Origin of the sequence: Paraburkholderia sp. JPY465 (assembly GCF_050436725.1) — a bacterium.
Classification (GTDB): Bacteria; Pseudomonadota; Gammaproteobacteria; order Burkholderiales; family Burkholderiaceae; genus Paraburkholderia; species Paraburkholderia youngii.
On record NZ_JBNDMT010000006.1, the window covers coordinates 1,210,142 to 1,231,460 of the forward strand.

22 protein-coding genes are annotated in these 21,319 nt (G+C 63.0%); 4 read left to right on the top strand and 18 right to left on the bottom strand.

The window, feature by feature from the left end; genetic code table 11:
• Positions 1 to 7: 7 nt before the first annotated feature.
• From QFZ94_RS38920 to QFZ94_RS38945, 6 genes are all read right to left on the bottom strand, one after another.
• Positions 8 to 1,252, bottom strand: a complete 1,245-nt coding sequence (locus QFZ94_RS38920; RefSeq protein WP_410850924.1) for a D-amino acid dehydrogenase — start codon at positions 1,250 to 1,252, stop codon at positions 8 to 10.
• 32 nt (positions 1,253 to 1,284) lie between these two features.
• Positions 1,285 to 2,130 (bottom strand): urea carboxylase-associated family protein, encoded by an 846-nt coding sequence (locus QFZ94_RS38925; RefSeq protein WP_429463225.1) that lies wholly within the window; start codon positions 2,128 to 2,130, stop codon positions 1,285 to 1,287.
• Between the two features lie 68 nt (positions 2,131 to 2,198).
• Positions 2,199 to 2,930 carry an ABC transporter ATP-binding protein gene (locus QFZ94_RS38930; RefSeq protein WP_410850909.1) on the bottom strand — a complete coding sequence of 244 codons (732 nt, stop codon included), beginning with the start codon at positions 2,928 to 2,930 and terminating at the stop codon, positions 2,199 to 2,201.
• Positions 2,918 to 4,726, bottom strand: a complete 1,809-nt coding sequence (locus QFZ94_RS38935; protein WP_429463228.1) for an ABC transporter permease subunit — start codon at positions 4,724 to 4,726, stop codon at positions 2,918 to 2,920. Before QFZ94_RS38935 ends, QFZ94_RS38930 begins: the two co-directional genes overlap by 13 nt.
• 3 nt (positions 4,727 to 4,729) lie before the next feature.
• The gene (locus QFZ94_RS38940; protein WP_149669379.1) at positions 4,730 to 5,629 is read right to left on the bottom strand and encodes a branched-chain amino acid ABC transporter permease; all 900 of its coding nucleotides are present in this window, start codon (positions 5,627 to 5,629) and stop codon (positions 4,730 to 4,732) included.
• Between the two features lie 25 nt (positions 5,630 to 5,654).
• Positions 5,655 to 6,857 carry a branched-chain amino acid ABC transporter substrate-binding protein gene (locus tag QFZ94_RS38945; protein ID WP_410850906.1) on the bottom strand — a complete coding sequence of 401 codons (1,203 nt, stop codon included), beginning with the start codon at positions 6,855 to 6,857 and terminating at the stop codon, positions 5,655 to 5,657.
• Between the two features lie 311 nt (positions 6,858 to 7,168).
• Here QFZ94_RS38945 and QFZ94_RS38950 point away from each other — a divergent pair, with 311 nt between their 5' ends.
• Both QFZ94_RS38950 and QFZ94_RS38955 read left to right on the top strand, forming a co-directional pair.
• Positions 7,169 to 7,945, top strand: a complete 777-nt coding sequence (locus QFZ94_RS38950) for a maleate cis-trans isomerase family protein (RefSeq protein ID WP_368581344.1) — start codon at positions 7,169 to 7,171, stop codon at positions 7,943 to 7,945.
• A 66-nt stretch (positions 7,946 to 8,011) separates the two neighbouring features.
• A complete protein-coding gene (locus QFZ94_RS38955) occupies positions 8,012 to 8,758 on the top strand; it encodes an SDR family NAD(P)-dependent oxidoreductase (RefSeq protein WP_368581345.1) in 747 nt (248 codons plus the stop codon).
• Positions 8,759 to 8,848: 90 nt separating this feature from the next.
• Here QFZ94_RS38955 and QFZ94_RS38960 read toward each other — a convergent pair whose 3' ends face one another.
• The 5 genes from QFZ94_RS38960 to QFZ94_RS38980 all read right to left on the bottom strand — a co-directional run bounded on the left by QFZ94_RS38960 (position 8,849) and on the right by QFZ94_RS38980 (position 12,207).
• Positions 8,849 to 9,190, bottom strand: coding sequence for a hypothetical protein (locus QFZ94_RS38960; RefSeq protein ID WP_368581346.1), 342 nt, complete (start codon positions 9,188 to 9,190; stop codon positions 8,849 to 8,851).
• Positions 9,191 to 9,193: 3 nt separating this feature from the next.
• The gene (locus QFZ94_RS38965; RefSeq protein ID WP_429463232.1) at positions 9,194 to 9,991 is read right to left on the bottom strand and encodes an alpha/beta hydrolase; all 798 of its coding nucleotides are present in this window, start codon (positions 9,989 to 9,991) and stop codon (positions 9,194 to 9,196) included.
• A 73-nt stretch (positions 9,992 to 10,064) separates the two neighbouring features.
• A complete protein-coding gene (locus QFZ94_RS38970) occupies positions 10,065 to 11,510 on the bottom strand; it encodes a DEAD/DEAH box helicase (RefSeq protein ID WP_429463234.1) in 1,446 nt (481 codons plus the stop codon).
• A 62-nt stretch (positions 11,511 to 11,572) separates the two neighbouring features.
• Complete coding sequence (locus tag QFZ94_RS38975; RefSeq protein WP_368581349.1) at positions 11,573 to 11,881, bottom strand: hypothetical protein; 309 nt, start codon at positions 11,879 to 11,881, stop codon at positions 11,573 to 11,575.
• A gap of 107 nt (positions 11,882 to 11,988) precedes the next feature.
• Positions 11,989 to 12,207: a hypothetical protein gene (locus tag QFZ94_RS38980; protein ID WP_368581350.1), complete on the bottom strand. Its 219-nt coding sequence runs from the start codon at positions 12,205 to 12,207 to the stop codon at positions 11,989 to 11,991.
• Between the two features lie 266 nt (positions 12,208 to 12,473).
• On the opposite strand from QFZ94_RS38980, the gene rarD reads away from it, so the two are divergent.
• The gene (rarD, locus tag QFZ94_RS38985; RefSeq protein WP_429463237.1) at positions 12,474 to 13,367 is read left to right on the top strand and encodes an EamA family transporter RarD; all 894 of its coding nucleotides are present in this window, start codon (positions 12,474 to 12,476) and stop codon (positions 13,365 to 13,367) included.
• A 221-nt stretch (positions 13,368 to 13,588) separates the two neighbouring features.
• Here the strand turns inward: rarD and QFZ94_RS38990 are convergent, their stop codons facing one another.
• Positions 13,589 to 13,912, bottom strand: a complete 324-nt coding sequence (locus QFZ94_RS38990) for an antibiotic biosynthesis monooxygenase family protein (protein WP_429463239.1) — start codon at positions 13,910 to 13,912, stop codon at positions 13,589 to 13,591.
• Between the two features lie 206 nt (positions 13,913 to 14,118).
• Between QFZ94_RS38990 and QFZ94_RS38995 the strand changes: the two genes are divergently transcribed.
• On the top strand, positions 14,119 to 14,811 hold the full coding sequence (locus QFZ94_RS38995; protein WP_429463241.1) for a hypothetical protein: 693 nt from the start codon (positions 14,119 to 14,121) through the stop codon (positions 14,809 to 14,811).
• Positions 14,812 to 14,890: 79 nt separating this feature from the next.
• Here QFZ94_RS38995 and QFZ94_RS39000 read toward each other — a convergent pair whose 3' ends face one another.
• From QFZ94_RS39000 to QFZ94_RS39025, 6 genes are all read right to left on the bottom strand, one after another.
• On the bottom strand, positions 14,891 to 15,331 hold the full coding sequence (locus QFZ94_RS39000; protein WP_410850899.1) for an SET domain-containing protein: 441 nt from the start codon (positions 15,329 to 15,331) through the stop codon (positions 14,891 to 14,893).
• 232 nt (positions 15,332 to 15,563) lie between these two features.
• Positions 15,564 to 16,391 carry an ABC transporter permease gene (locus QFZ94_RS39005; protein WP_368581355.1) on the bottom strand — a complete coding sequence of 276 codons (828 nt, stop codon included), beginning with the start codon at positions 16,389 to 16,391 and terminating at the stop codon, positions 15,564 to 15,566.
• A 66-nt stretch (positions 16,392 to 16,457) separates the two neighbouring features.
• Positions 16,458 to 17,714 (bottom strand): ABC transporter permease, encoded by a 1,257-nt coding sequence (locus tag QFZ94_RS39010; protein WP_429463244.1) that lies wholly within the window; start codon positions 17,712 to 17,714, stop codon positions 16,458 to 16,460.
• A 39-nt stretch (positions 17,715 to 17,753) separates the two neighbouring features.
• Positions 17,754 to 18,809: an ABC transporter substrate-binding protein gene (locus tag QFZ94_RS39015; protein WP_368581357.1), complete on the bottom strand. Its 1,056-nt coding sequence runs from the start codon at positions 18,807 to 18,809 to the stop codon at positions 17,754 to 17,756.
• Between the two features lie 2 nt (positions 18,810 to 18,811).
• The gene (locus tag QFZ94_RS39020) at positions 18,812 to 20,017 is read right to left on the bottom strand and encodes an ABC transporter ATP-binding protein (protein WP_410850897.1); all 1,206 of its coding nucleotides are present in this window, start codon (positions 20,015 to 20,017) and stop codon (positions 18,812 to 18,814) included.
• Positions 20,018 to 20,060: 43 nt separating this feature from the next.
• A complete protein-coding gene (locus QFZ94_RS39025; protein ID WP_429463246.1) occupies positions 20,061 to 21,212 on the bottom strand; it encodes an SRPBCC family protein in 1,152 nt (383 codons plus the stop codon).
• Positions 21,213 to 21,319 lie beyond the last annotated feature (107 nt).

Consider the following 21,319-nt stretch of genomic DNA (forward strand, 5'->3'; position numbering starts at 1 on the left):
GCCGCCGTCAGTCGCAAAGCAGCCCAACCATCGGAATCGCGGGGATTCGTCCCGCGATCAGGTCGGCCGTGATTCGAGCCGATCCGTGTGACATCGTCCAGCCGATGTGCCCGTGACCGGTATTTAGATAAAGATTGCGGTACCTCTTGCGGCCAAAAAACGGCAGGTTGGTTGGCGTCATCGGCCTGAGACCGGCCCACATTTCGGCGCGATCGTAGTTCGCGCCGGCCGGGTAGAGTTCCTGCGTCACGCTCTTCATGAACGCAAAATCAGAAGGCTTGTGGCTCGTGTCGTAGCCGGCAAACTCGGCCGTCGCGGTGACCCGGATCCGGTCGCCGAAGCGCGAGATTGCGACCAGGTTGTGCTCGTCGACCGCTGCAACGGCGGGCGGCATGGGCCGGCCGTCGATGGGAATCGTCAGCGAGTATCCCTTGATCGGATAAATCGGAAGATCGATGCCGATCTGTCGGGCGAGAACCGGACTATAGGGGCCGAGGGCGAGCACATACGCGTCGCCTTTGACAAGGCCTCGGCTCGTTCTCGTGCCGACTATGTCCTGCCCGGCGGTTTCGAAGCCGTCGATAGTCGTCTCGCTCAGAAGCGTGCCGCCACGCGCGACGATCTTTTCCGCAAGCGCGCGGGTGAATTTCGCAGGGTCTCCGGTCTCATCGGTTGGGCAGTGAATGGCGCCCGCTATCCGGTCTTTTGCCGAAGCCAGCGACGGGTCGAGCGCGACCACCTCATCGGGGTTGAGGACCCTGATGACCTGCCCATCGGATTCCAGCAGCTTCATGTGTTCGATTCCGCGGTCCTGCGCCTCCTGAGTCCGATGGAGATACAGAATTCCGCGCGCATTTCGATCGTATTCGATGGCCTCCTCGGCGATTACATCCTGTAGTACTCGCTGCGAATACGCGGCAAGCCGATGCTTGAGCAGGGTATTGCGGCGTGCCTTCTCCGATGTGCATTCCATCAGGAAACGCCACGACCAGCTGTAAAGCCTCGGGTCCGCCGAGAACTTGAAGCGCAACGCCTGATCTTTCAGCACCAGCGATTTGAGCAGAATCATTGGCGCTTTCGGCGAGGACCAGACGAAGGAATGCCCGGGCGCGATCATGCCCGCGTTACCCCAACTGGTTTCCGCGGCGACTAAAGGCTGCCGCTCGACGATCACGACCTCATGGCCGTCTTTCTGCAACTGGTACGCGGTCGTCACACCGACCACCCCGCCACCGAGCACGATAATTTTCATAATGTCCTGAGATACAGGGGGCTGCGGCGCTCTCACTTCCATTGCGGCTGATTCAGCACCATGCCGTGCTGCCCCTTGTAGGCAGCCACAGCCGGCGGCGTCCAGCCGTCCAGCATTTGCGGCGCGAGTTGCCAGACCTCGATGCCGAGCGGCCGGCACACTTCCAGCGGATCGCGCGCGTCGGGTCCCCACATCGGCACCGACAGATCGCCGCCCGGACAGGTCGACAGTGCGCACAGCAAGTCGATCTCCGCGAAGAATTCGAGGTAGTCGCCTTTCTTTGCCGGACACGCCTTCATGAAGTATTTGTCGTCGAGATTCAGGCCGGTGCACTGGAACACGTTGAGCACGTCGTGGACGTCGTATTCGGTCAAGCCATACGGGGCGATGGCGCGCGTCAGGTTCGAGTGGCAGTGGAAATGAAAATCCTCGCCGGTCAGCATGCGGTTCACGTAGGGATCGCAGCGCGTGCCGAGCAGATCGTGGACGCGGCCGCCGTGCTCGTCGACGCCGTAGCCGGCGAGACTGTCATCGGTGATGGTCACCATCGGACGCAGGAATGGCAGCGTCGACCACAGACGGTCGAACGTGCTCACGTGCGCCTGCTGCAACTGGCGCGTGCGCGATGCCCACATGCGCTCGCGCGGGTTGTGCCGGTTCCACATGTTCAGGTCGGCAACCTGCGGGCCTTCGATCGTGACGATGCGAAACACGTGGCCGGCCGGCACGGTCCACGCTCGCCCCGAGCGGATCGGCACGACGATCGATTCGAGCAGCGTGCGGGTGTCGTGCTGTGAGGCGATGCGCTGATAGAACGTCTTGTCGACGTCGAGCGCCGAGCCTTTGGTGGACTGATAGGCAGCAGGGTAATTCAGCATCATGCGTTCTCCCTCGAACTCAGGCCTGAGCCTGTATTAGGATTTCCTCGCGCGGCTCGGTCGGCGGGTCACTCTGCCGACATGGCACTGCCTCCCAGATAGGCAGCGCGGACCCGGCTGTCCTGAGCCAGCTCGCGGGCGGATCCCGCGAGCGCAATGCGCCCACTTTCCAGCACGTAAGCCCGATGCGCGATTCGCAGCGCCTGGCGGGCGTTCTGCTCGACCAGCAGTATCGAAGTGCCTTCGCGGCAGATGTCGGCGACCATGCCGAAGATCGCGCGGACCAGCTTCGGCGCGAGTCCCATCGATGGTTCGTCCAGCACGACGATACGCGGGCGCAGCATCAGGGCTCGGGCAATCGCCAGCATCTGCTGTTCGCCGCCGCTGAGCGTGCCTGCCAGTTGGCTGCGGCGCTCGCCGAGCCGGGGGAAAGTCGCATACAGCTGATCCCTTCGCTGTTGCAATGCGGTACTGTCGCGCCGGATCAGATAGCCGCCCAGATGCAGGTTTTCCTCCACCGTCAGCGCCCCGAAAATGCGCCGCCCCTCCGGCACGTGACCCAAACCCAGCGCCACGATCTGGTGTGCGCGCAATCCCGTCAGGCGCTGGCCGTCCATCGCAATGTTGCCCGCGCGCGGCCGGATCAATCCGGAAATCGCCCGCAGTGTGGTCGTTTTTCCCGCGCCGTTGCTGCCTAGCAACGCGACGACCTCGCCCTGTGCGACGTCCAGCGAGATGCCGTGCAGCACTTCGACAGTCCCATAACTGACACGCAGATCGCGGATTTCTAGGAGTCCCACAGCGATTTCTCCCCGGCGGTATCGTCGCTCGCCTCGTCCTTTTCGGCTGTGCCGAGATAGGCATCGATCACGCGCGGGTCCGCCTGGATCGCGGCGGGCGGGCCCTCGGCGATGATGACGCCGTGATCCATCACGATGATCCGGTCCGACACGCCCATCACCAGCATCATGTCGTGCTCGATCAACAGCACCGTCACGCCATGATCCCGGATCCGCCGGATCAGTTCCATCAGCGCGCGTTTCTCTGTCGGGTTCATGCCCGCTGCCGGCTCGTCGAGCAGCAGCAGTCGCGGGCTGCTGGCGAGCGCACGGGCGATCTCCAGCCTGCGTTGGTCGCCGTAGGGCAGATCGGCGGCGCGCTCGCCCGACCTGCCGGCAAGACCGACGAAGGCGAGCCAGCGTAGGCCCTCGGTGGAATGGTCGGCCGCCTCGGCGCGCGCGGACGGCAACGCCAGAAGCTCGGCGGCGAGCGGTGTCCGAAGCCGATGATCCATGCCGGTCAGCACGTTTTCGAAGGCCGTCATGTGGCCGAACAGGCGGATGCCCTGGAAGGTGCGCGCCATCCCTTGATGGACGATGCGATGAGGCGCGCCGCCGGCAAGCCGTTCTCCGCACCAGACGATCTGACCGCCGGTCGGGCGGATCACGCCGGTCAGGCAGTTGAACACGGTCGTCTTGCCGGCGCCGTTCGGACCGATCAGGCTCACGATCTCGCCGCTCTTCACCGCGAAGCTGACACCGCCGACCGCCAGCACGCCGCCGAAGCGGCGCTGCATGTCGCGTACCTCCAGCAAGGTCTCGTCGGTGACCGCGTGGCTGGGCACCGGAGCCCGATCGGCGTCAGCGCCCTTGCGCGCCGGCGCGACGCGGCGCAACGGCGCTGGCCACAAGCCCTGCGGCCTTAGCAGCATCAGGATCACGAGCCCGATCGCGAAAGCGAAAATGCGCCAGAGGTTGAGAAAACGCAGTATCTCCGGCAAGCCGGCGACGATGATGGCGCCGAGGATCACGCCGGGAATGCTGCCGCGCCCGCCGAGCACGACGACGATCAGGATCGTGACCGATTGCAGATACGTGAAGCCGGTCGGATCGATGGTGCCGAAGCGGGCGGCGAACAGACTGCCGCCGAGCCCGCCGATCAGCGCGCCCATCACATAGGCGAGCAGCTTGACGCGCAGCGTCGGCACGCCGACGGCCTCGGCAGCCGCCTCGTCCTCGCGGATGCTGGTCCAGGCGCGGCCCAGCCGCGACCGGCCGAGCCGGATCGCGAACACGAGCACCACCACGAGGAACGCCATGCCCAGTTCGTAGAGCGCTTGCGGCGAACTGATCTCGAAGCCGAACAGGCTCGGGCTCGCGATGCCGAAGATGCCGTTCGGGCCACCCGTGATGTCGAGATTGGTGGCGACGATACGCGTGATTTCGCCGAACCCCAGCGTGACGATCGCCAGATAGTCGCTGCGCAGGCGCAGGGTGGGGTAGCCGATCACGATGCCCGATACCGCGGTGAACGCCAGACTGAACGGCAGCGTTTCCCAGAACGAGAAGTGCAGCAGGGTTTCCAGCAACGCCGTCGTGTACGCGCCGATCGCGAAGAAGGCCGCGTAGCCCAGATCGAGCAATCCGGCGTAACCGACCACGATGTTCAGCCCAAGACCCAGGATCGAATAGGTGACGATGGTCAGGCCGACATCGACCACATAGTTGCTGGCGACCGCGGGCAGCGCCACGGCGGCGGCCAAAAGCGCAGCGCCGACAGGCCTGGCCCAGCGCGCGGAAGCCTGACGGGCGCTCATAAACTACATTCTCTCGACGACGCGTTCGCCGAACAGCCCGGTCGGCTTGATCACGAGCACGGCGATCAGCACGCCGAACACGAACACGTCGGTCCATTGGGAAGAGACATAGCCCGCGCCGAAGGCTTCGAGCAGGCCGATCAGGATGCCGCCCGCCATCGCGCCCGGGATGTTGCCGATACCGCCGAGGACGGCGGCGGTGAACGCGCGCAGGCCTAGCACGAAACCCATGAAGAAATTGATCTGCGTGTAGTAAAGCCCTTCCATGACGCCCGCCACGGCGGCCAGCACCGATCCCAGCAGAAAGGTGAGCTGGATCAGGCGTTCGACGTCGATGCCCATCAGACGCGCGGCGTCCTGGTCGATGGCCAGCGCGCGCATCGCGGTCCCAAGGAACGTGTGATGAACGAAGAAATACAGCGCGAGCATCAGCGCCAGGCTTGCGACGATAATGCCGATCTGCGCGAACGTGATCTGCACGCCGTGGAGTTCGAACCCCGCCTGGCTCAGCACATGCGGATAGGTGCGAAAGCCCGCGCCGTAGATCAGCAGCACGCCATTTTGCAACGCCAGCGAGACGCCCAGCGCGGTGATCAGAATCGACAGCCGCGGCGCGCGCAGCAACGGCTGATACGCGAGCCGCTCGATCAGCAGGCCGAGCGCGCCCGTGACCGTCATGGCGGCCACCAGAGCGATCAGCAGGGCGAGCGCGAGCGGCAGATGCGCGGACGCCAGCACCATCAGGCCGGTCCAGCCGATGAACGCGCCGACCATGAACAGGTCGCCATGAGCGAAGTTGATCAGCCGGATGATTCCGTAGACCATCGTGTACCCGAGGGCGACGAGCGCGTAGAACGAGCCGGTCGTCAGCCCTTCGATCACGAACTGGAAGAAGTCGCTCATGACGGCGCGCGGTGCGCAATCGCACTTACTTCATCGCCACCCAATGTCCGTTCGCATCCTGCCTCTGGTAGGGCTCGAATTTGTCGTCGTGCACGACGATGGTGATGTACACGGCTTTGCTGCGGTCTCCCTTCGGATTGAAGGCAATCGTTCCGGTCGCGCCCGGGTAGTTCTGGATCTTGTGCAGGGCAGCGGTGATCGCGGCAGGCTGGGTGGACTTCGCGTCCGCGATGGCTTTCGCCGTGACCCCGACCGCATCGTATTCATAGACCGAGTACGGTCCCGGCCCTTGCCCGTAAGCCTTCGTATAGTCATCGACGTAGGCGTGCGCGCCGCTCAGGAACTGCGCGAGTGGGGCGGTCGTGATGATCATGCCGTCGGCGGCGGGACCGGCCGTCTTCATCAGGGTCGGGTCGTTGGTGGCGTCGCCGCCCATGAAGGTCATTTTCAGACCCAGTTGCCGCGCCTCCTTGACGATCAGGCCGGCTTCGGAGAAGTAGCCTGTGTAGTAGATCACGTCGGGCTTGAGTGAGGAGACTCGCGTGAGCGTCGGTGAGTAGTCCATCTGACCGGGCGTGATCGAATTGGCGTAGACGACATCGACGCCGTCCTTCTTCAGCGCTTGCACGGTGTTCTGCGCGAGGCCTTTGGAATAGGTCGTGTTGTCGTCGATCACCGCCACGTGCTTCGCGTGCAGCACGTCCTTCATGAAGCTCGCCGCGAACGGGCCCTGCTGGTCGTCACGGCCGATCGTGCGGAACACGTTGTCGTACCCCATCTCGGTCAGTTGCGGATTGGTCGACGCATCCAGCACATATGGAATCCCGGCGCGATGAAAGGTCGTCGATTCCGGCAACGCCGCGCTGGAACAATAGCCGCCCGCTACCGCGACAACGCCAGCATCGACGAGTTTCTGCGCCGCCTGCACCGCGGTCTGCGCATCACAGGCGTCGTCTTCGGGCACCAGCTCGATCTGCTTGCCGAGCACGCCGCCGGCCGCGTTGATTTTGGCGGCGGCGAGCTTCGCACCATTGACGATATCCGTGCCGGCATTGGCACTGCTGCCCGACAGCGGAACCGGCACACCGATCTTGATGGTGGCACCCTGGCTCTGCGCCGAACCCGGAACCAAGCCCGCAAGCAAGGCCACGGCGGCCGCCATGCCCGCGACAGTCGTTCGCCGCGAGCCGCGCTCTGCACCGGACCAGCCAATCGTCTGAGCAAACATGTTAGCGACTCCTTTTTGTGAGAGGGATCGGACGATCCGCCACACGGGCATACCGGTGACATCGGAAAGCGGACGGAAATGGGGCGATTGCGAGTGATTCATACCCACCAGGTCAACAGCGTGACGGCTGGCTTGCACCGGAGCGCTGACACAAAAGCGCTGCTTTCATGATAGGAGCCGGGTTCGAAGGGACGGTATAGGGTATTTGCGTATAAACCGTTACACAAAGGCGCCTTCGATCCTCTACCTTTAAGAGGCAGTGATGGCAGCGACTCGCGAAGCCGAACGCGACAAGACAGGAAGACTCCGAAATGAGTGCGATCGCACAGCATGACGATGTGTACACGAAGCTCGATTTCACGCTGGACGACGGCATCTGCCGCCGCGCCGCGATTGGGCTCGTGGTGCTCGCCACCGATCATACGATTGAGCATGAGTGGCGGGGCTTGATGACGCAGGAGGGCGTGGCGTTCTACGAAAGCCGTGTATATAACTCGGCGGACATCACGCCTGAACGGCTAGCGGAAATGGAGGACCGTATCGCACCGGCGGTCGCGTTGATCCGTCCGGCCGAGCGTATCGACGTGGTGGCGTTTGGCTGCACGTCCGCGTCGATGGTGATCGGGGAAGACAAGGTGTTCGCGCGGATTCGCGAAGCGCGCGCGGACGCCGCGTGCACAACGCCGATCACCGCGGCGCTGGCGGCGCTTCGTGCGCTAGGCGTCCAACGTACGGCCTTGCTCACACCCTATGTGCGTTCGATCAACGAATACATGCGCGACTATATCGAGTCGCGTGGTCACCGGATTACGCGCATGGCGTCGTTCGAGCATGCGAACGATAACGAAGTGGCGCGGATCGATGCGCTGTCGTTGCGAACTGGCGTCGAGCGACTTGCGCGCAATCGCGACGTGGACGCGATTTTCGTGTCGTGCACGAGCTTGCGCATCGCTGCGTTGATTCCGGAGCTGGAAGCGGCGATCGGCAAGCCGGTGATCTCGAGCAACTACGCGATGGCGTGGCACGCGTTGCGGCTCGCCGGCGTGGGGGATAGCGAGCCTCATCTTGGGCGGCTGTTCGCGCTGTGACGTTGCACCTTGAAACGCGACGCAGCGGCACCCGGCGGGCGCGTTCCACAGGACAGGAGGATTTCCATGCCCGCTCATTTGCCCGCTTTGAACGATCGTGTCGCCCTTGTGACCGGCGGATCACGAGGAATCGGCCGCGCCGTTTCCCTCTCGCTTGCATCGGCTGGCGCAGCGGTGGCGGTCAACTATCGGCAACGCGGGAATGAGGCCGCTCGGATCGTCGAGCAGATCGAAAGTGCGGGAGGCCGTGCGATTGCGGTGCAAGCCGACGTATCGGTTGCGTCCGACGTCAAGGCAATGATCGATGAGGTGGGAAACCGCCTTGGCGTCGTCGGTATTCTCGTCAACAACGCGGGCACCGGGACGATTGTCGATATCGATAGGCTCACGGAAGCCGAATTCGATCGAACGCTTGCGGTCAATCTGAAATCGGCGTTTCTGTGCACGCAGGCGGTGCTGCCCGGAATGCGCGCACAGCGCTGGGGCCGCATCGTCAACCTGTCGTCGGCCGCTGCCCGTGGCGCTGGGTTGGTTGGGGTGCACTACAACGCCTCGAAAGCCGGCCTCGAAGGGTTGACACGCGGTTATGCGGCGCGGCTGGCCCGCGAAGGCATCACCGTGAACGCCGTGGCCCCGGGACCGATCGACACAGAAATGGCCGCGCCGCTGAAGGCCGCGAACGTCGCGGAACGGCTTCCCGTTGGACGCCTCGGTGAAGTCGACGAGGTCGCCCAGGTCGTGCTGATGGTGGTCGGCAACGGCTTTGTTACCGGCCAGACGATTCCCGTCAATGGCGGCGTGAGCTTCATCTGAGCCTCACGACACTCCACGCGGTTCGCTCGCGCTATTTACGCCCGAGCTCCTCGGCTCACCACTTCGCGGAACCGTCGCGTGCAGTGATGTTCACCGCCCCGTCATCATCCGGAGGATTTTCTGCACGATGCGCTCATGCTGCTCCAGCGCCTCAGCGAGCGTACGTGCTCCGTAGCTCTTGTTGTCTTGCGTCTGCATTCCGGCGACGCGAGTTACGAACAGCAGAACCTCCGCGGTTTTCGGATTGGACACACCACGGAAGCGGGTCGTGACCGTCACACCGTAGTCGTCCAGCAGTGTGCGGCGGAAGATCAGTTCGTTTTCCGTCATCCAGCGCGACCACGCGTCGTGGTCGAACACCTCGACGGGCCGGTTCTTCGCATCGAGAACATAGATGCGTGCCGAGCTGGACGGGACCGGTGGCGTCTTCATATCTCAATGCGAAGGCGTGAGCAGGAAGTCCATCGCCTCCCGCCACCAGGTTTGGTTGACGTGGCCAATCCAGTCGTTATGGTCAGCCGCCTTCACCACCGTGAGCTTTCTCGGTGCGGACAGCGAGTTGTAAAGCGCCTCGCCGAAGCGCGCAGGGACGATGCTGTCGCGTTCGGCAACCATGACGAGAATCGGGCGGTCGAACGACGCCAGGTGGGTCACGCTGTCGTATCGGTCGCGCAGCAGCCACCTCACGGGCAGCCACGGAAAGTGATGAGCGGCGACGTGCTCGAGCCGATCCCATGGCGTGATCAGCATCATGCCTGCGATCCTGTCGCGTTCACGCGAGCCGGCCGCAGCCGCCACGCCGGCCCCGAGCGATTCGCCGATGAGCAGCAGCGGCGCTCCATAGAGGCGATATGCGAGCGCGATGGTTTGTTGCGCATCGTCGACCAGACTGGCTTCGCCTAACGCACCGGTGCGCGGTCCGTAGCCTGGATATTCGGCGAGAATCACGCGAATCCCGAGCCGGGTGAGCGCTGCGGCATAGAACGAGCGGTGGCCGGCATGCCCGGCATTGCCATGAAAGACGATGACCGTGGCGCGCGCGGAACCGTCCGGCTCCGCGACGAGGCCCCGGTACGCCTCAGGTGTCGGCCAGGCGCGCAGTCCGCCGGAGGTGACCTCCTCGATCGTGGCCTTCTGAGGGAAGTAGAGAAAACGATCCTGCAAGATGGCGACTCCGGCTAACACGATCAGGTACGTGACGGCGAGGCCGACCATCATTCGGGTGAATTTCATCGTCTTGCGCTCGACTCACCGAACTTTTCGATAGCACGCACCCAGTTTAGCGCGCAGTCGCCCCGGCAACGGATCAGGGTTGGCGTTTGCCTCGGCCACCAGCGGGCTTGCCAGCCGGCTTACGTGAACCCGCAGCGGGCTTGCCGAAGGGTTTGCTGCGTGGCTTTGGCGCGCTCAAGGAGCTACCGCTGGACGAGCGTGCGCCTTTGCCAACGGCCGCGGCGCGCTGCGCCGCAGGCTTGCGTTTGTTTTCGCCATTTTGCGGGCGCGGTTTTTTGCCGAGCGGCTGAATCGCGCCCGGTGCGGCTTGCGGCACCTTCGGTGCCTTGGGCTTTTTGGGCTTCTTGATGATCTGGCCCGTCGCGCTGGTTTGCGGCACGCGGTGTTCGGCTTCAAAACCCGGCTCTTCTTTCCGGGGCAGCGTTTGCCGGATCAGCGCTTCAATCGCTGCCAGTTGCGGCGCTTCATCGGCACACACGAGAGACACCGCCACACCGCTCGCGCCCGCGCGGCCAGTCCGGCCAATACGGTGCACGTAGTCTTGCGCCACGATCGGCAGATCAACGTTGATCACCAGCGGCAGGTCGTCGATATCCAGCCCGCGAGCGGCCACGTCGGTGGCTACCAGCATTTGTACTTCGCCTGCCTTGAAGCGCTCCAGCGCACGCAGGCGCGCGGGTTGGGGTTTGTCGCCGTGGATGGTGTCGACCGCATAGCCGGCTTCATCCAGTACGGCCGCCAGGTAATCGACGCCATTGCGGGTTTTGACGAACACCAGCGCGTGCTGCCAACGGTTCTCAGCCACGAGGTGCATGAAGAGGTCGGGCTTGTTCTTTTTATCCACCGGCACCACCCACTGCTTGATCCTGCTGGCGGTGGCATTGGGCGGGCTGACGCTGATATTGACCGGGCCGTGCAGAATCTTCGCCGCCATCGCGCGGATATCGTCGGTAAACGTGGCGGAGAACAGCAGAGTCTGGCGCTGAGCGGGCAAGGCGGCAAACACGGCGTTGAGTTCGCGCGCAAAGCCCAGATCCAGCATGCGATCGGCTTCATCCAGCACCAGCGTTTGTACCTGATCGAACTGCACTGCGTTCTGGCGATTGAGATCCAGCAGACGGCCCGGCGTGGCGACGAGCACATCCACGCCTTTGCGCAATTTCATCATCTGCGGATTGATACTCACACCGCCGTAGGCGGCCAGAAATCGCAGGTCGAGGCCTTTGCCGTAAGCGATAAAGCTTTGCAGCAGCTGTTCGGCCAGTTCACGCGTGGGCACCAGCACCAGCACACGCGCGCGATTGCTGGACACCGCCGGGCCGTGCTGCACCAGCCGTTGCAACAGCGGCAACGCAAAGCCCGCGGTTTTGCCAGTGCCGGTCTGGGCCGCAGCCATCACGTCCTTGCCACCGAGCACAGCGGGAATCGCCTTGGCCTGCACCGGCGTAGGAGTCTGGTAATTGAGGCCCTGCACGTTACGCAGCAGGGGATCGATCAGGCCAAGCGAGGCAAAAGACATTGACGTATTCCGGGCTAAAACCGCAATTCTAGCGGCTGCCCGACGGCGTCAAAGGTATGCCGTCAAAGGTGCGGCAAATCGTCGATGCATTTTTCGACATGATCGCCGGGGACATCCGTGTCGATCCCGGCGGGTCCGTCGGTGTGAGAGACAGATACGATTTTTGGCCCGAGATACCGTGTGCCGCCGAGTGTAAAAAGGGACCAAACGACATCTCCCCGGCGGATCGCGGCGACGACTTCGACCACCTCCACAACCGCAGGGGGGGACAGCCATTCCCGCGTCGACGGATCGACGGGAGCCCAACGTACGTGGGTGAACCTGTCGTTCGCAGGGTTGATGCGAACGGCGTCGATAGCAAAGGTTGTCACATTCACCTCCATCGTCCTGACAAAGGGATGTTTGCATTATGCGCCGCTTATTTTGCCGGGGATGAGCGGAACCCAGGAACAGCGTAGAGCTTGATGGCGAATGAAGCCTAGGCGGAGTGCTCGTTGCACCACTGAATCGCCCAACGCTGCGCCGCCTCCATCGCATCCACGTCGGACGGGTAATCGCCGAGGTCGCCCGAATACTTTACCTCGACGGCATCGCCGCTCGCCGACGCGCGCCGGTAGATCTTTGCGCGAGCGTAATAGCGGCCGCCTTCATCCAGAGGTGACGCGTCGATGTGGAACTGTTGGTAGTCGAAATGCATGGCCGTCTCCAAACGATTGCCTTGATCGTCGTCGCGTAGGACGAGCCCGACCTCGTTATCGCCGCCAAGGTCGCTCTGTCATTCTGCGAAGACGACATGTACATCGTAGGCAGCAAAAGCAAAGCTCGCTGAACGGCGAGAGCAGGCCCTTTTTGACGACGATGCGCTGAGCGGAGCCTGCACTGCGCGGGTAAAATCAGGGCGAAAATCTTTGCGACCGGCGCGCCCTAGCACCGACCACGCGCACCGGCCAACTACAACCAACCATGAACCCCGGCATCGTCTACGCCTTTTCCGCCTTCGTCATCTGGGGGCTCTTTCCCGTCTACTTCAAGACGCTCCACCAGATTCCCGCGCTCGAGATGCTCGCCCACCGGATGGCGTGGTCGCTCGTGTTCATCCTCGCCGTGCTCGTCGCGCGACACCACTGGGCGTGGCTGCGGCCCGCGCTGCGCGACAGGCGCCTGGTCGGCCGCTTCTCCGCGAGCGCCGCGCTACTTTCGGCCAACTGGGGCATCTACATCTGGGCCGTGAACGCAGGCCATATCGTCGAGGCGAGCCTCGGCTACTTCATCAATCCACTGATCAACGTGTTGTTCGGCTTCGTTTTCCTGCATGAGCGGATGCGCTCGCTGCAATGGTGCGCGGTGGCGCTTGCGTCGCTCGGCGTGGCCTGGCTCACCTGGCAAAACGGCGCGCCGCCGTGGATCAGCCTCGCGCTCGCGCTGACGTTCGGCGGCTATGGCCTGTTGCGCAAGACTGCAAAGCTCGGCGCGCTCGAAGGCCTCGCGCTCGAAACGGTGCTGCTCTTTCCCGTGGCGATCGTCTATCTGATGATGATCGGCATGGCCGGCGCGAGCCATTTCACGCATGCGTCGCTCGGATTGCAACTGCTGCTGGCCGCCGCCGGGCCTATCACGGCCGTGCCGCTGCTGCTCTTCGCGGCTGCGGCGCGACGCATCCCGCTCTCGATGCTCGGCTTGATCCAGTACGTGACCCCCACGCTTCAGCTCCTCACTGGCGTGCTGATCTACGGCGAGCCGTTCGGGTCCGTGCGAGCGATCGGCTACGGCGCAATCTGGGCAGCACTCGCGCTCTACTCGTTCGAAGGGTTGCGTGGCACGCTGGCCGCGGCGCGGCAGGCGCGTAGGGTGGCTTGAAAAGCCTGAAGGGTGGAGCGCCGCCACCAGGGGCTGGCAGGAAGCGCTCATGACGGTGAGATGAGGGGAGGCGGGTAGCGGCCGAGCCGTGTCACAACGCGGGCGATCCTCTTCGATCTTCGGCACTTGCACCGGTCAACCCGCGACCACGGCTTTCATCGGCAGCCAGGTCGCGCGAACGGCCGGCAGGGCCGCGCAGTCAACAGACAAGGCGCGGGAAACTAGATTTTCGAGAAGTCGTAGTCTCGCTCAACAAGGCAAATGCGGGTTTTGTAGGATTCGTACCATTTTTCCCGCCCGGCCTGTTGTGCTACCAGATGCATTGAATCCCGTTTCCAGGCGGCGATGGATTCGAGGCTATCCCAATAGGAAACCGTAATTCCGAGTTCCTCCCGCGCAGACTCGACACCCAGGAATCCGGGCTGTTTAGCGGCCGCTTCGGCCATTGCATCGGCCATGTCTCCATACCCGTTGTCCCCGGGGGTTCGGATGGACGTGAAGATCACCGCGTAATAGGGAGTGGCTCTGGTCTTCGCTATAGACATTGTTACCTTCCTTTGGTCATTTGCTATTGATGGCTTTGCAGTGCGCATTGTCGGCGATCTGTGTCACGTCGTCGAGCCACGTGTCTGGAACCGGGTCAACGAGCTATCTTCCGTGCAATATACTTCTGTATTGCCAGGGGAATCACCGTCGAAGCTGGGGCGGATAGCGGTCTCCGGATAACGAAGTTGCTGATAGGGGCACTTAAATGCGAAACTGGCTCCTGATTCCGACGAAAGAACAATGGGATAAATGGTCTTTACCCAGCAAGCTCACTTTTGTTGGGACTTTCGTCGGAGTTCTGAGTCTTCTTTTGGCAGTTCTGTTCTTTCTTTGGCCGCTGATCTTTACGTCCGATCCGACAGAAAAACGATTGGACGGTGCGTTGCTTGCCGCAATCGAAGATGCCAAATCCATCAGGAACCAGCTCTCGTCACTCAAACAAATCGGGGAATTGAAGTTGGAGGGTAACGATATTGCCGTGCCTTCATCGAAAGACGGGCCAGTGATAGTCGAGTCCTCCGCAATGAAGCAACTGATGGATGACGGCGATTATTATCAACGACTGTCACCGCTTCTTCGCGAAAGACTGCCGAAGTTCATCCAAATAAGAAATGCTTTGCTGAATGGGCTCGGCCGCGCGCAACCAGATATTACGCAGCTCGGCACGCTCCGTCTTTTGGATATTGAGCTCGAAACCGAAACTGATTGTCTCATTCTCGAACGTCAGCTTCGTTCAGGCGAAATGACGAAGGATCGGCATGACGAGTTATTTAATGCGGCGCTTGAACTTCAGGTGTTAAGAATGCGTTCTCGAGCGCCAAGCGACCGCGGTAACCTGTCTGGCCATACGCCTAACCTACCGGCAGAGAGCCAGATAAAAGAGCCGCCGGGGCAGTAAATCATGTTGCTTTAACCGCCGGCTTAATAGTTACTACCGCTTTGCGTCGCAAGTTCGCGTTGGCAACGGCGAGACGCGACTACCCGTGATTTCCCAGCATGGTTCGACGACATGTAGGTGCACCGCAATGACACGCGTACTGGGCGCGAATGTCGTCGGTGACCGCACCGTCCACCGACAGACCGTAGTTGATGAAAAGCTCTTCCCCGGGTGCGATGGTGGCGAGCGCATGAATGAACACCCGGTCGCCCGTTTCGATGGCCTCGCAGTTGGGGGCGCACGCATGGTTCAGAAAGCGCGCGCTGTTGCCGCCGCGGCTGCCGTCGATCACGCGTCCATCGGACAGACCGAACACGAACGTGTGGCCCGCATCGGCTCGCTGACGGGCGGCGGCGCGCCGCCAGCTGGTCACTTCCCCCTTGTACTCGATGACCCGTTCGCCTGCGGCGATCGGCTGCAGCGCGAACAGTCCCATGCCATGCACGGGTGAGCGTCGTGCGGTGATGCGTCGCAATCGCATGTTGTCGTTTCCTTCCCGACCCTCGGTCGTTGCATGTGGTTTAGCGGCGATGCGAAGCATATCGTCACGCACTCACGCGCTCAATATTTTTCTTTATAAATCTGCAACTAACTGTCAAGGACCGCCGCGCCAGCAGTTCCGGCTTCGCCGCACAGCGGTTAGCAACGCTCCACGGTCAGAGCGAGGCCATCCAGTCGCATCTTCACGTCATCATACTGGCGCAACAGTCGGCTCACGCAAATGAGCGGCTGGCTGCCGCCGCGCGCTTGCGCAGCCAGTTCATGCAGGCGAACAGGGCGATCGCGAATGCCATCAGCAGTGTGGCCACGGCGAGGATCGACGGGTCGATCTGGTCGCGGATGCCGCTCCACATCTGCCGCGGCACGGTACGCTGCTCGGGGCCGCCAATGAACAGAATGACGATCACCTCGTCGAACGACGTCGCGAATGCGAACACGCTGCCCGTCGCGACGGCCGGCGTGATCAGCGGCAGCGTGACGCGACGAAACGCGACCCACGGCTGCGCGCCCAAACCCGACGCGGCGCGAAGCAGGCTCTGATCGAACGACAGCAGCGAAGCCGTCACGGTGATCACCACGAAGGGCGTACCGAGCGCCGCATGCGCAAGCACGACGCCAGTGTACGAATTGACCAGCCCGAGCGGCGAAAAGACCAGATAAAACCCCGCCGCGACGACGACGATCGGCACGATCATCGGCGACACGATGATCGGCATGATGATCGAACGGTACGGAAACTGCGCGCGGCTCAAGCCGAGCGCGGCCAGCGTGCCGAGCACCGTCGCGATCAGCGTCGACGCCGCGCCAATGCCGATGCTGTTGGCAAACGCGCGTTGCCAGTCCGGCGAACTCAGCGCCTGCGCGTACCAGCGCAGCGAGAAGCCCTGCATCGGGTACGAGAAGAACGAGCCGGAGTTGAACGACAGCGGCACGATCGCGAGGATCGGCGCGACGAGGAAAAAGAAAATCAGCGCGCAATGCACGCGCAGTCCGGCGCCAGCGATGCGTTCCGAGAGTAGCCGGGTTCGTCCGTCTTTCATCTGAGTCTGCCTGTTGATCAACTATCCGAATGAGCGACAACTACTTGGCGGCGCTTGCGCGGCGCGTCAGCCGAAGCGCAAGCGGTCGATACCGACCAGCCGGTTGAAGATGAAATAGAACACCGCTGTAAATGCGATCAGATAGCACGACAGCGCACCCGCGAGTCCCCAGTTGAGCTGATCGTTGGTCTGCGACGCGATCAGCTGGCTGATCATTTCGTCGCCGGCGCCGCCTAGCAGGGCGGGGGTGATGTAATAGCCGAGCGCGAGCACGAACACGAGAAAACATCCCGCGCCGACACCCGGCAGCGTCTGCGGGATATACACACGCGCGAAGGCCACGGCCGGATGCGCGCCGAGCGATTTCGCCGCGCGCATGTACACGGGCGGCACGCCTTTCATGACCGAGAAGATCGCGAGGATCATGTAGGGCAGCAGGATATGCGTCATGCCGATCAACACACCCGTGCGATTGAAAATCAGCGGCAGCGGATGGTTGATGATGCCGAAGCGGAGCAACGCGCTATTGATCACGCCACCGGGTTGCAGCAGCACATACCACGCGGTGGTGCGCACCAGCAGCGAGGTCCAGAACGGCACGATCACGAACAGAATCAGCCGGTTGCTCTGGTTCTCCGGCAGCGTCGCGAGCAGATACGCGACCGGGTAGCCCAGCACCAGGCACAGCAGCGTGACCGTCGCACTGATCGTGACCGTGCGCCCGAACGCCGCGCGGAAGATGGCGCTGTCCGCCGCGACGGACGTCACCGAACCGTCAGGCGCGACTTGCGCGTCGACGGCGTTCAGCAAATAGTCGGGTGTGGGCGAGATCGACGCACGCTTGAGCAGACGCCAGGTTTCCGGCGTGTTCCAGCGTTCGTCCAGATCGATCAGGACGGGTTTCCATTGCGCGGGTGTTTCCGAACGTGTGGCACGCGCCGTCTTGAACAGCAGGCTGCGGAACTCCGGCTGATAGAAGTTCATGCGCCGCGCGATATTGCCGAGCTGGCCGGATTCGCTGGCGCCCTTCAGGTCGTGCGCGAGTGCGGCGAACGCCGGTTCGCCGGGCACGCCCGCGCCGTCCCATCCGGCCAGCGCGGCGCTCAACTGCGGCATGCCGGTGCGCACTTCAGGATTTCGCACGCTGCGCGCGAGCAGGCTGGCGATCGGTGCGACGAACGTCACCAGCAGAAAGATCAGCAACGGCAAAGCCAGCAGCAATGCGCGCATCGCGGCCTTGCGGCGCGCAGCCCGGAACGACTCGCGGTTCGCGGCCTGCGGGCCGCGGCCGAAAGGGGCGGTGGATGGCAGCGGCGTATTCATCGTGCTCGATCTCTCGGGTGACGTTCGTTCGATCCGGCGTTACTGCGTCAGCCAGTTCTGGAACCGCTTGTTGATCGCATCCGCGTTGTCGGCCCAGAACGTCGCGTTAATCTGCAGCGGACGCTTGAAGTTGTCCGGTGCCGTCGGCAGATCGTTCAGACGCGCCTTGTCGATCAGCGGAATGGCGTCCTTGCGCGGCGGCGCGTACGCGATGTACTTCGACAGATCCGCATAGGCTTGCGGCGTCGAGGACGCGATGATGAACTTCTGCGCCGCGTCGGCATGCTTCGCACCGTTGACCACCGCCCACCATTCGTAGTCGTACACCTGCGCATCCCAGACGATCTTGAACGGCTTCTTGTCCTTGTGCACGGCGTCGTCGATACGGCCGTTGTACGCCTGCGTCATCACGACCGCGCCGTCGGCGAGCAGCTGCGGCGCCTGCGCACCCGCTTCCCACCAGACGATGCTCGGCTTGATCGTGTCGAGCTTCTTGAACGCGCGGTCGACGCCGGCAGGCGTGGAGAGCGTCTTGTAGACGTCCTTGGGCGCCACGCCATCGGCGATCAGCGCCCATTCCATCGCGACCTTCGGCGACTTGCGCATGCCGCGCTTGCCGGGGTACTTGTTCAGGTCGAAGAAATCGTTGATGGTGGTCGGCGCGGTTTTCAGCTTGCTGCTGTCGTACGCATAGACGGTGGACCACACCATCGCGCTGACGGCGCAATCACTGATCGAGCCCGGCAGGAAGTCGCTGGTGTTGCCGAGGGCCTTCCTGTCGAACTTGGCGATCAGGCCTTCGTCGCAGGCGGTGATCGCGTCGTTGGTTTCGAGGTCGATCAGATCCCAGGTCGGGTTCTTCGACTGCTCCATTGCCTGCAGCTTGGCGAGGCCGCCATCGTAGGACTCGGTGGAGAACTGGTTGCCGGTTTTCGCGGTGAACGGTTCGAACCATGCTTTTTTCGCGGCCGCTTCATACGCACCGCCGAAGGTGACGACGGAAATCGTATCGGCCGCGTGAACCGTGGCTGTGGCAAACATCCCGAGCGCGCATGCCCCGAGGGTGGTCCGGAATGACGAGAACGTGGTCTTCATTTCTAGTTGGCTCCTGCGATAAGTGGCGAGGCGGACGAGGGAACGGCAACAGTGGAATAGTCGGCGCCGCCGGACGCGGCGGAGGATTTCGGCGCGGCCGCCATCGCGGGCAGCACCTTGCAGTCGTCGCGTCGCCAGGTCACGGCGGTCTGGCGGCCGAGTGCGGGCAGATCATGATGCTGTGTATTCGGCACCTTGACGACCATGCTTTCGCCATGGCCGAGCTTCAGATGCACGCGATGATGATCGCCGCAGTAGACGAGCTCCTCGACCAGCGCGTGCACCACGTTCATGTTCTGCCGGGTCGCTTCCTGCACGGCTTCGGGCGTTGCGGCGATGTGCGCGCGCTCGGGTCGCAGCGCCAGCACCGCCGCGTCGCCTGACGCGAGCCCGGCGCCTGGGCGTCCGCGCACCGTGCTGCCGTCGGCCAGTTGCATCGCGGCCCATTCGCCGCCGTCGGAATTGACGCGGCCAGTGAGTCCGTTGTTCTCGCCGACGAAATTGGCAACGAATGCATTCGCCGCGTTTTCGTAGAGTTCGGTCGGCGTGGCGGCCTGCTGGATGCGTCCATCGGAAAACACGGCGACGCGGTTCGACATCGTCAGCGCTTCGTTCTGGTCGTGGGTCACGTAGACGATCGTCAGCGACAGTTCGCGATGCAGCCGCATGATTTCGTATTGCATGGTTTCGCGCAGGCGCTTGTCGAGCGCGCCGAGCGGCTCGTCCATCAGCACCACGCTCGGCTCGAAAACCAGCGCGCGGGCCAGCGCGACACGCTGCTGCTGGCCACCCGAGAGTTGCGACGGACGCCGCCCCGCCAGATGCGACAACTCCACCATGTCGAGCACGCGCGTCACGCGCGTTTTCTGTTCGCTGCGGCTGACCTTGCGCACGGACAGCGGAAACGCGACGTTCTCGGCAATCGTCATGTGCGGGAACAGCGCATAGTTCTGAAACACCATGCCGATATCGCGCCGATGCGGCGGCTTGTCGTCCAGGCGCTTGCCGGCGAGGCGGATTTCGCCGCGGGTCGGCGATTCGAATCCCGCCAGCATCATCAGTGTCGTGGTCTTGCCGGAACCGGACGGACCGAGCAGCGAAACGAATTCACCGTGCCCGACGTCGAGATCGAGTCCCTCGACGACGCTATGCACGCCGTCGTATGACTTGCTGACGCCGTCGAACGAGATAAATGGTTGGCTTGACATGGGCATCTCGGCAGAGTGTTGGCGGTCTACGTGGGGCGGCGGATCACGTCGCGCCCACGCGTCCCGCCAGATAGCGGGCGAAGTCGTAATTCGGCCGTTCGAGTGGGCTCAGATGACCGGGCTTCGCGAGTGGCGCGTGCACGCCGCGAAACACCGCCTCGACGCCGCGCCGGTCCTCGGCATTGACTTCGTCGAGCAGGGTCTTGAGCGTAGACATGTAATCGGCGGCGCGCGTATCGTCGACGAATTCCGGCGCGAGGCCGCCGCCGAAGCGGATATGCACGCGGCCAACGCCCCGCGGCTGCAGGATCAGATACCAGAAGTAGCCGGGCGTCAGCGTGATCAGGTGGGTCGGGTAGATCGCCAGCAGCGCGGTGGTGCGGCGCCAGTGCCCTTGCAAACGCGTGTTGGCGGGATGCGCATTGCCGATCGGCAGCGATGCTTCCTTGGTGATCCAGTGATAGTTGAACGCAGGCAAACCCGGCGGACATTCCATTTCTTCGAGCTTCGAGTGCGGTCCGACCGTTGCGCGATGCAGCATCGGCAGGTGGTAGCTCTCCATGAAATTTTCCGCGAGGATCTTCCAGTTGGTGTCCCACACGTGTTCCTCGTGGAAGGTCTCGACGTAGTCGCCCATGCCGTACGGCGCGATCAGCTTCGTCAGCTCGGACAGATGCGATTCGACCGAAGGCGCGTGCGCGTTGAGCGTGACGTAAATCCAGCCTTGCCACGTCTCGCAGCGCACGGCAGGCAGCCTGTATTGGTCTTTGCAGAAGCCCGGTTGCTGATCCATCAACGGCGCGCCCGCGAGCGAGCCATCGAGCGTGTAGTTCCATGCGTGATACGGACAGACGATCCGGCGCACGTTGCCGCGCCCTTCGAGCAAGACCGACATCCGGTGCAGGCAAACATTAGAGAATGCGCGCAACGCGCCGCTCGCATCGCGCAGCACGAACAGCGGCTGGTCGTCGATCTGCGCGGTCAGATAGTCGCCGGTCTCTGCCAGCGCGCTCGCGCGGCCCACGCACAACCACTCGTTGCGAAACACGTCGCGCTGCTCGAGCGCGAGAAACGCCTCCGACGTGTAGACGGCCGGCGGCATCGCGTGTGCATCCTCGAACGGACGCTCGCAGTTCTCGCGCAGCGCGTGAACGATGTCGAGCTCAGTGTCCGTCGACTGAAGAATGGCTGACATAGGGGCCCCCCATCAGTGTTTGCATCCGATGAGCACCAATCTAACAATCCAAATTACTAGGTAAAATATTGTTTTTGCATGCAGCGCATAGCACATGGCTATGCAGT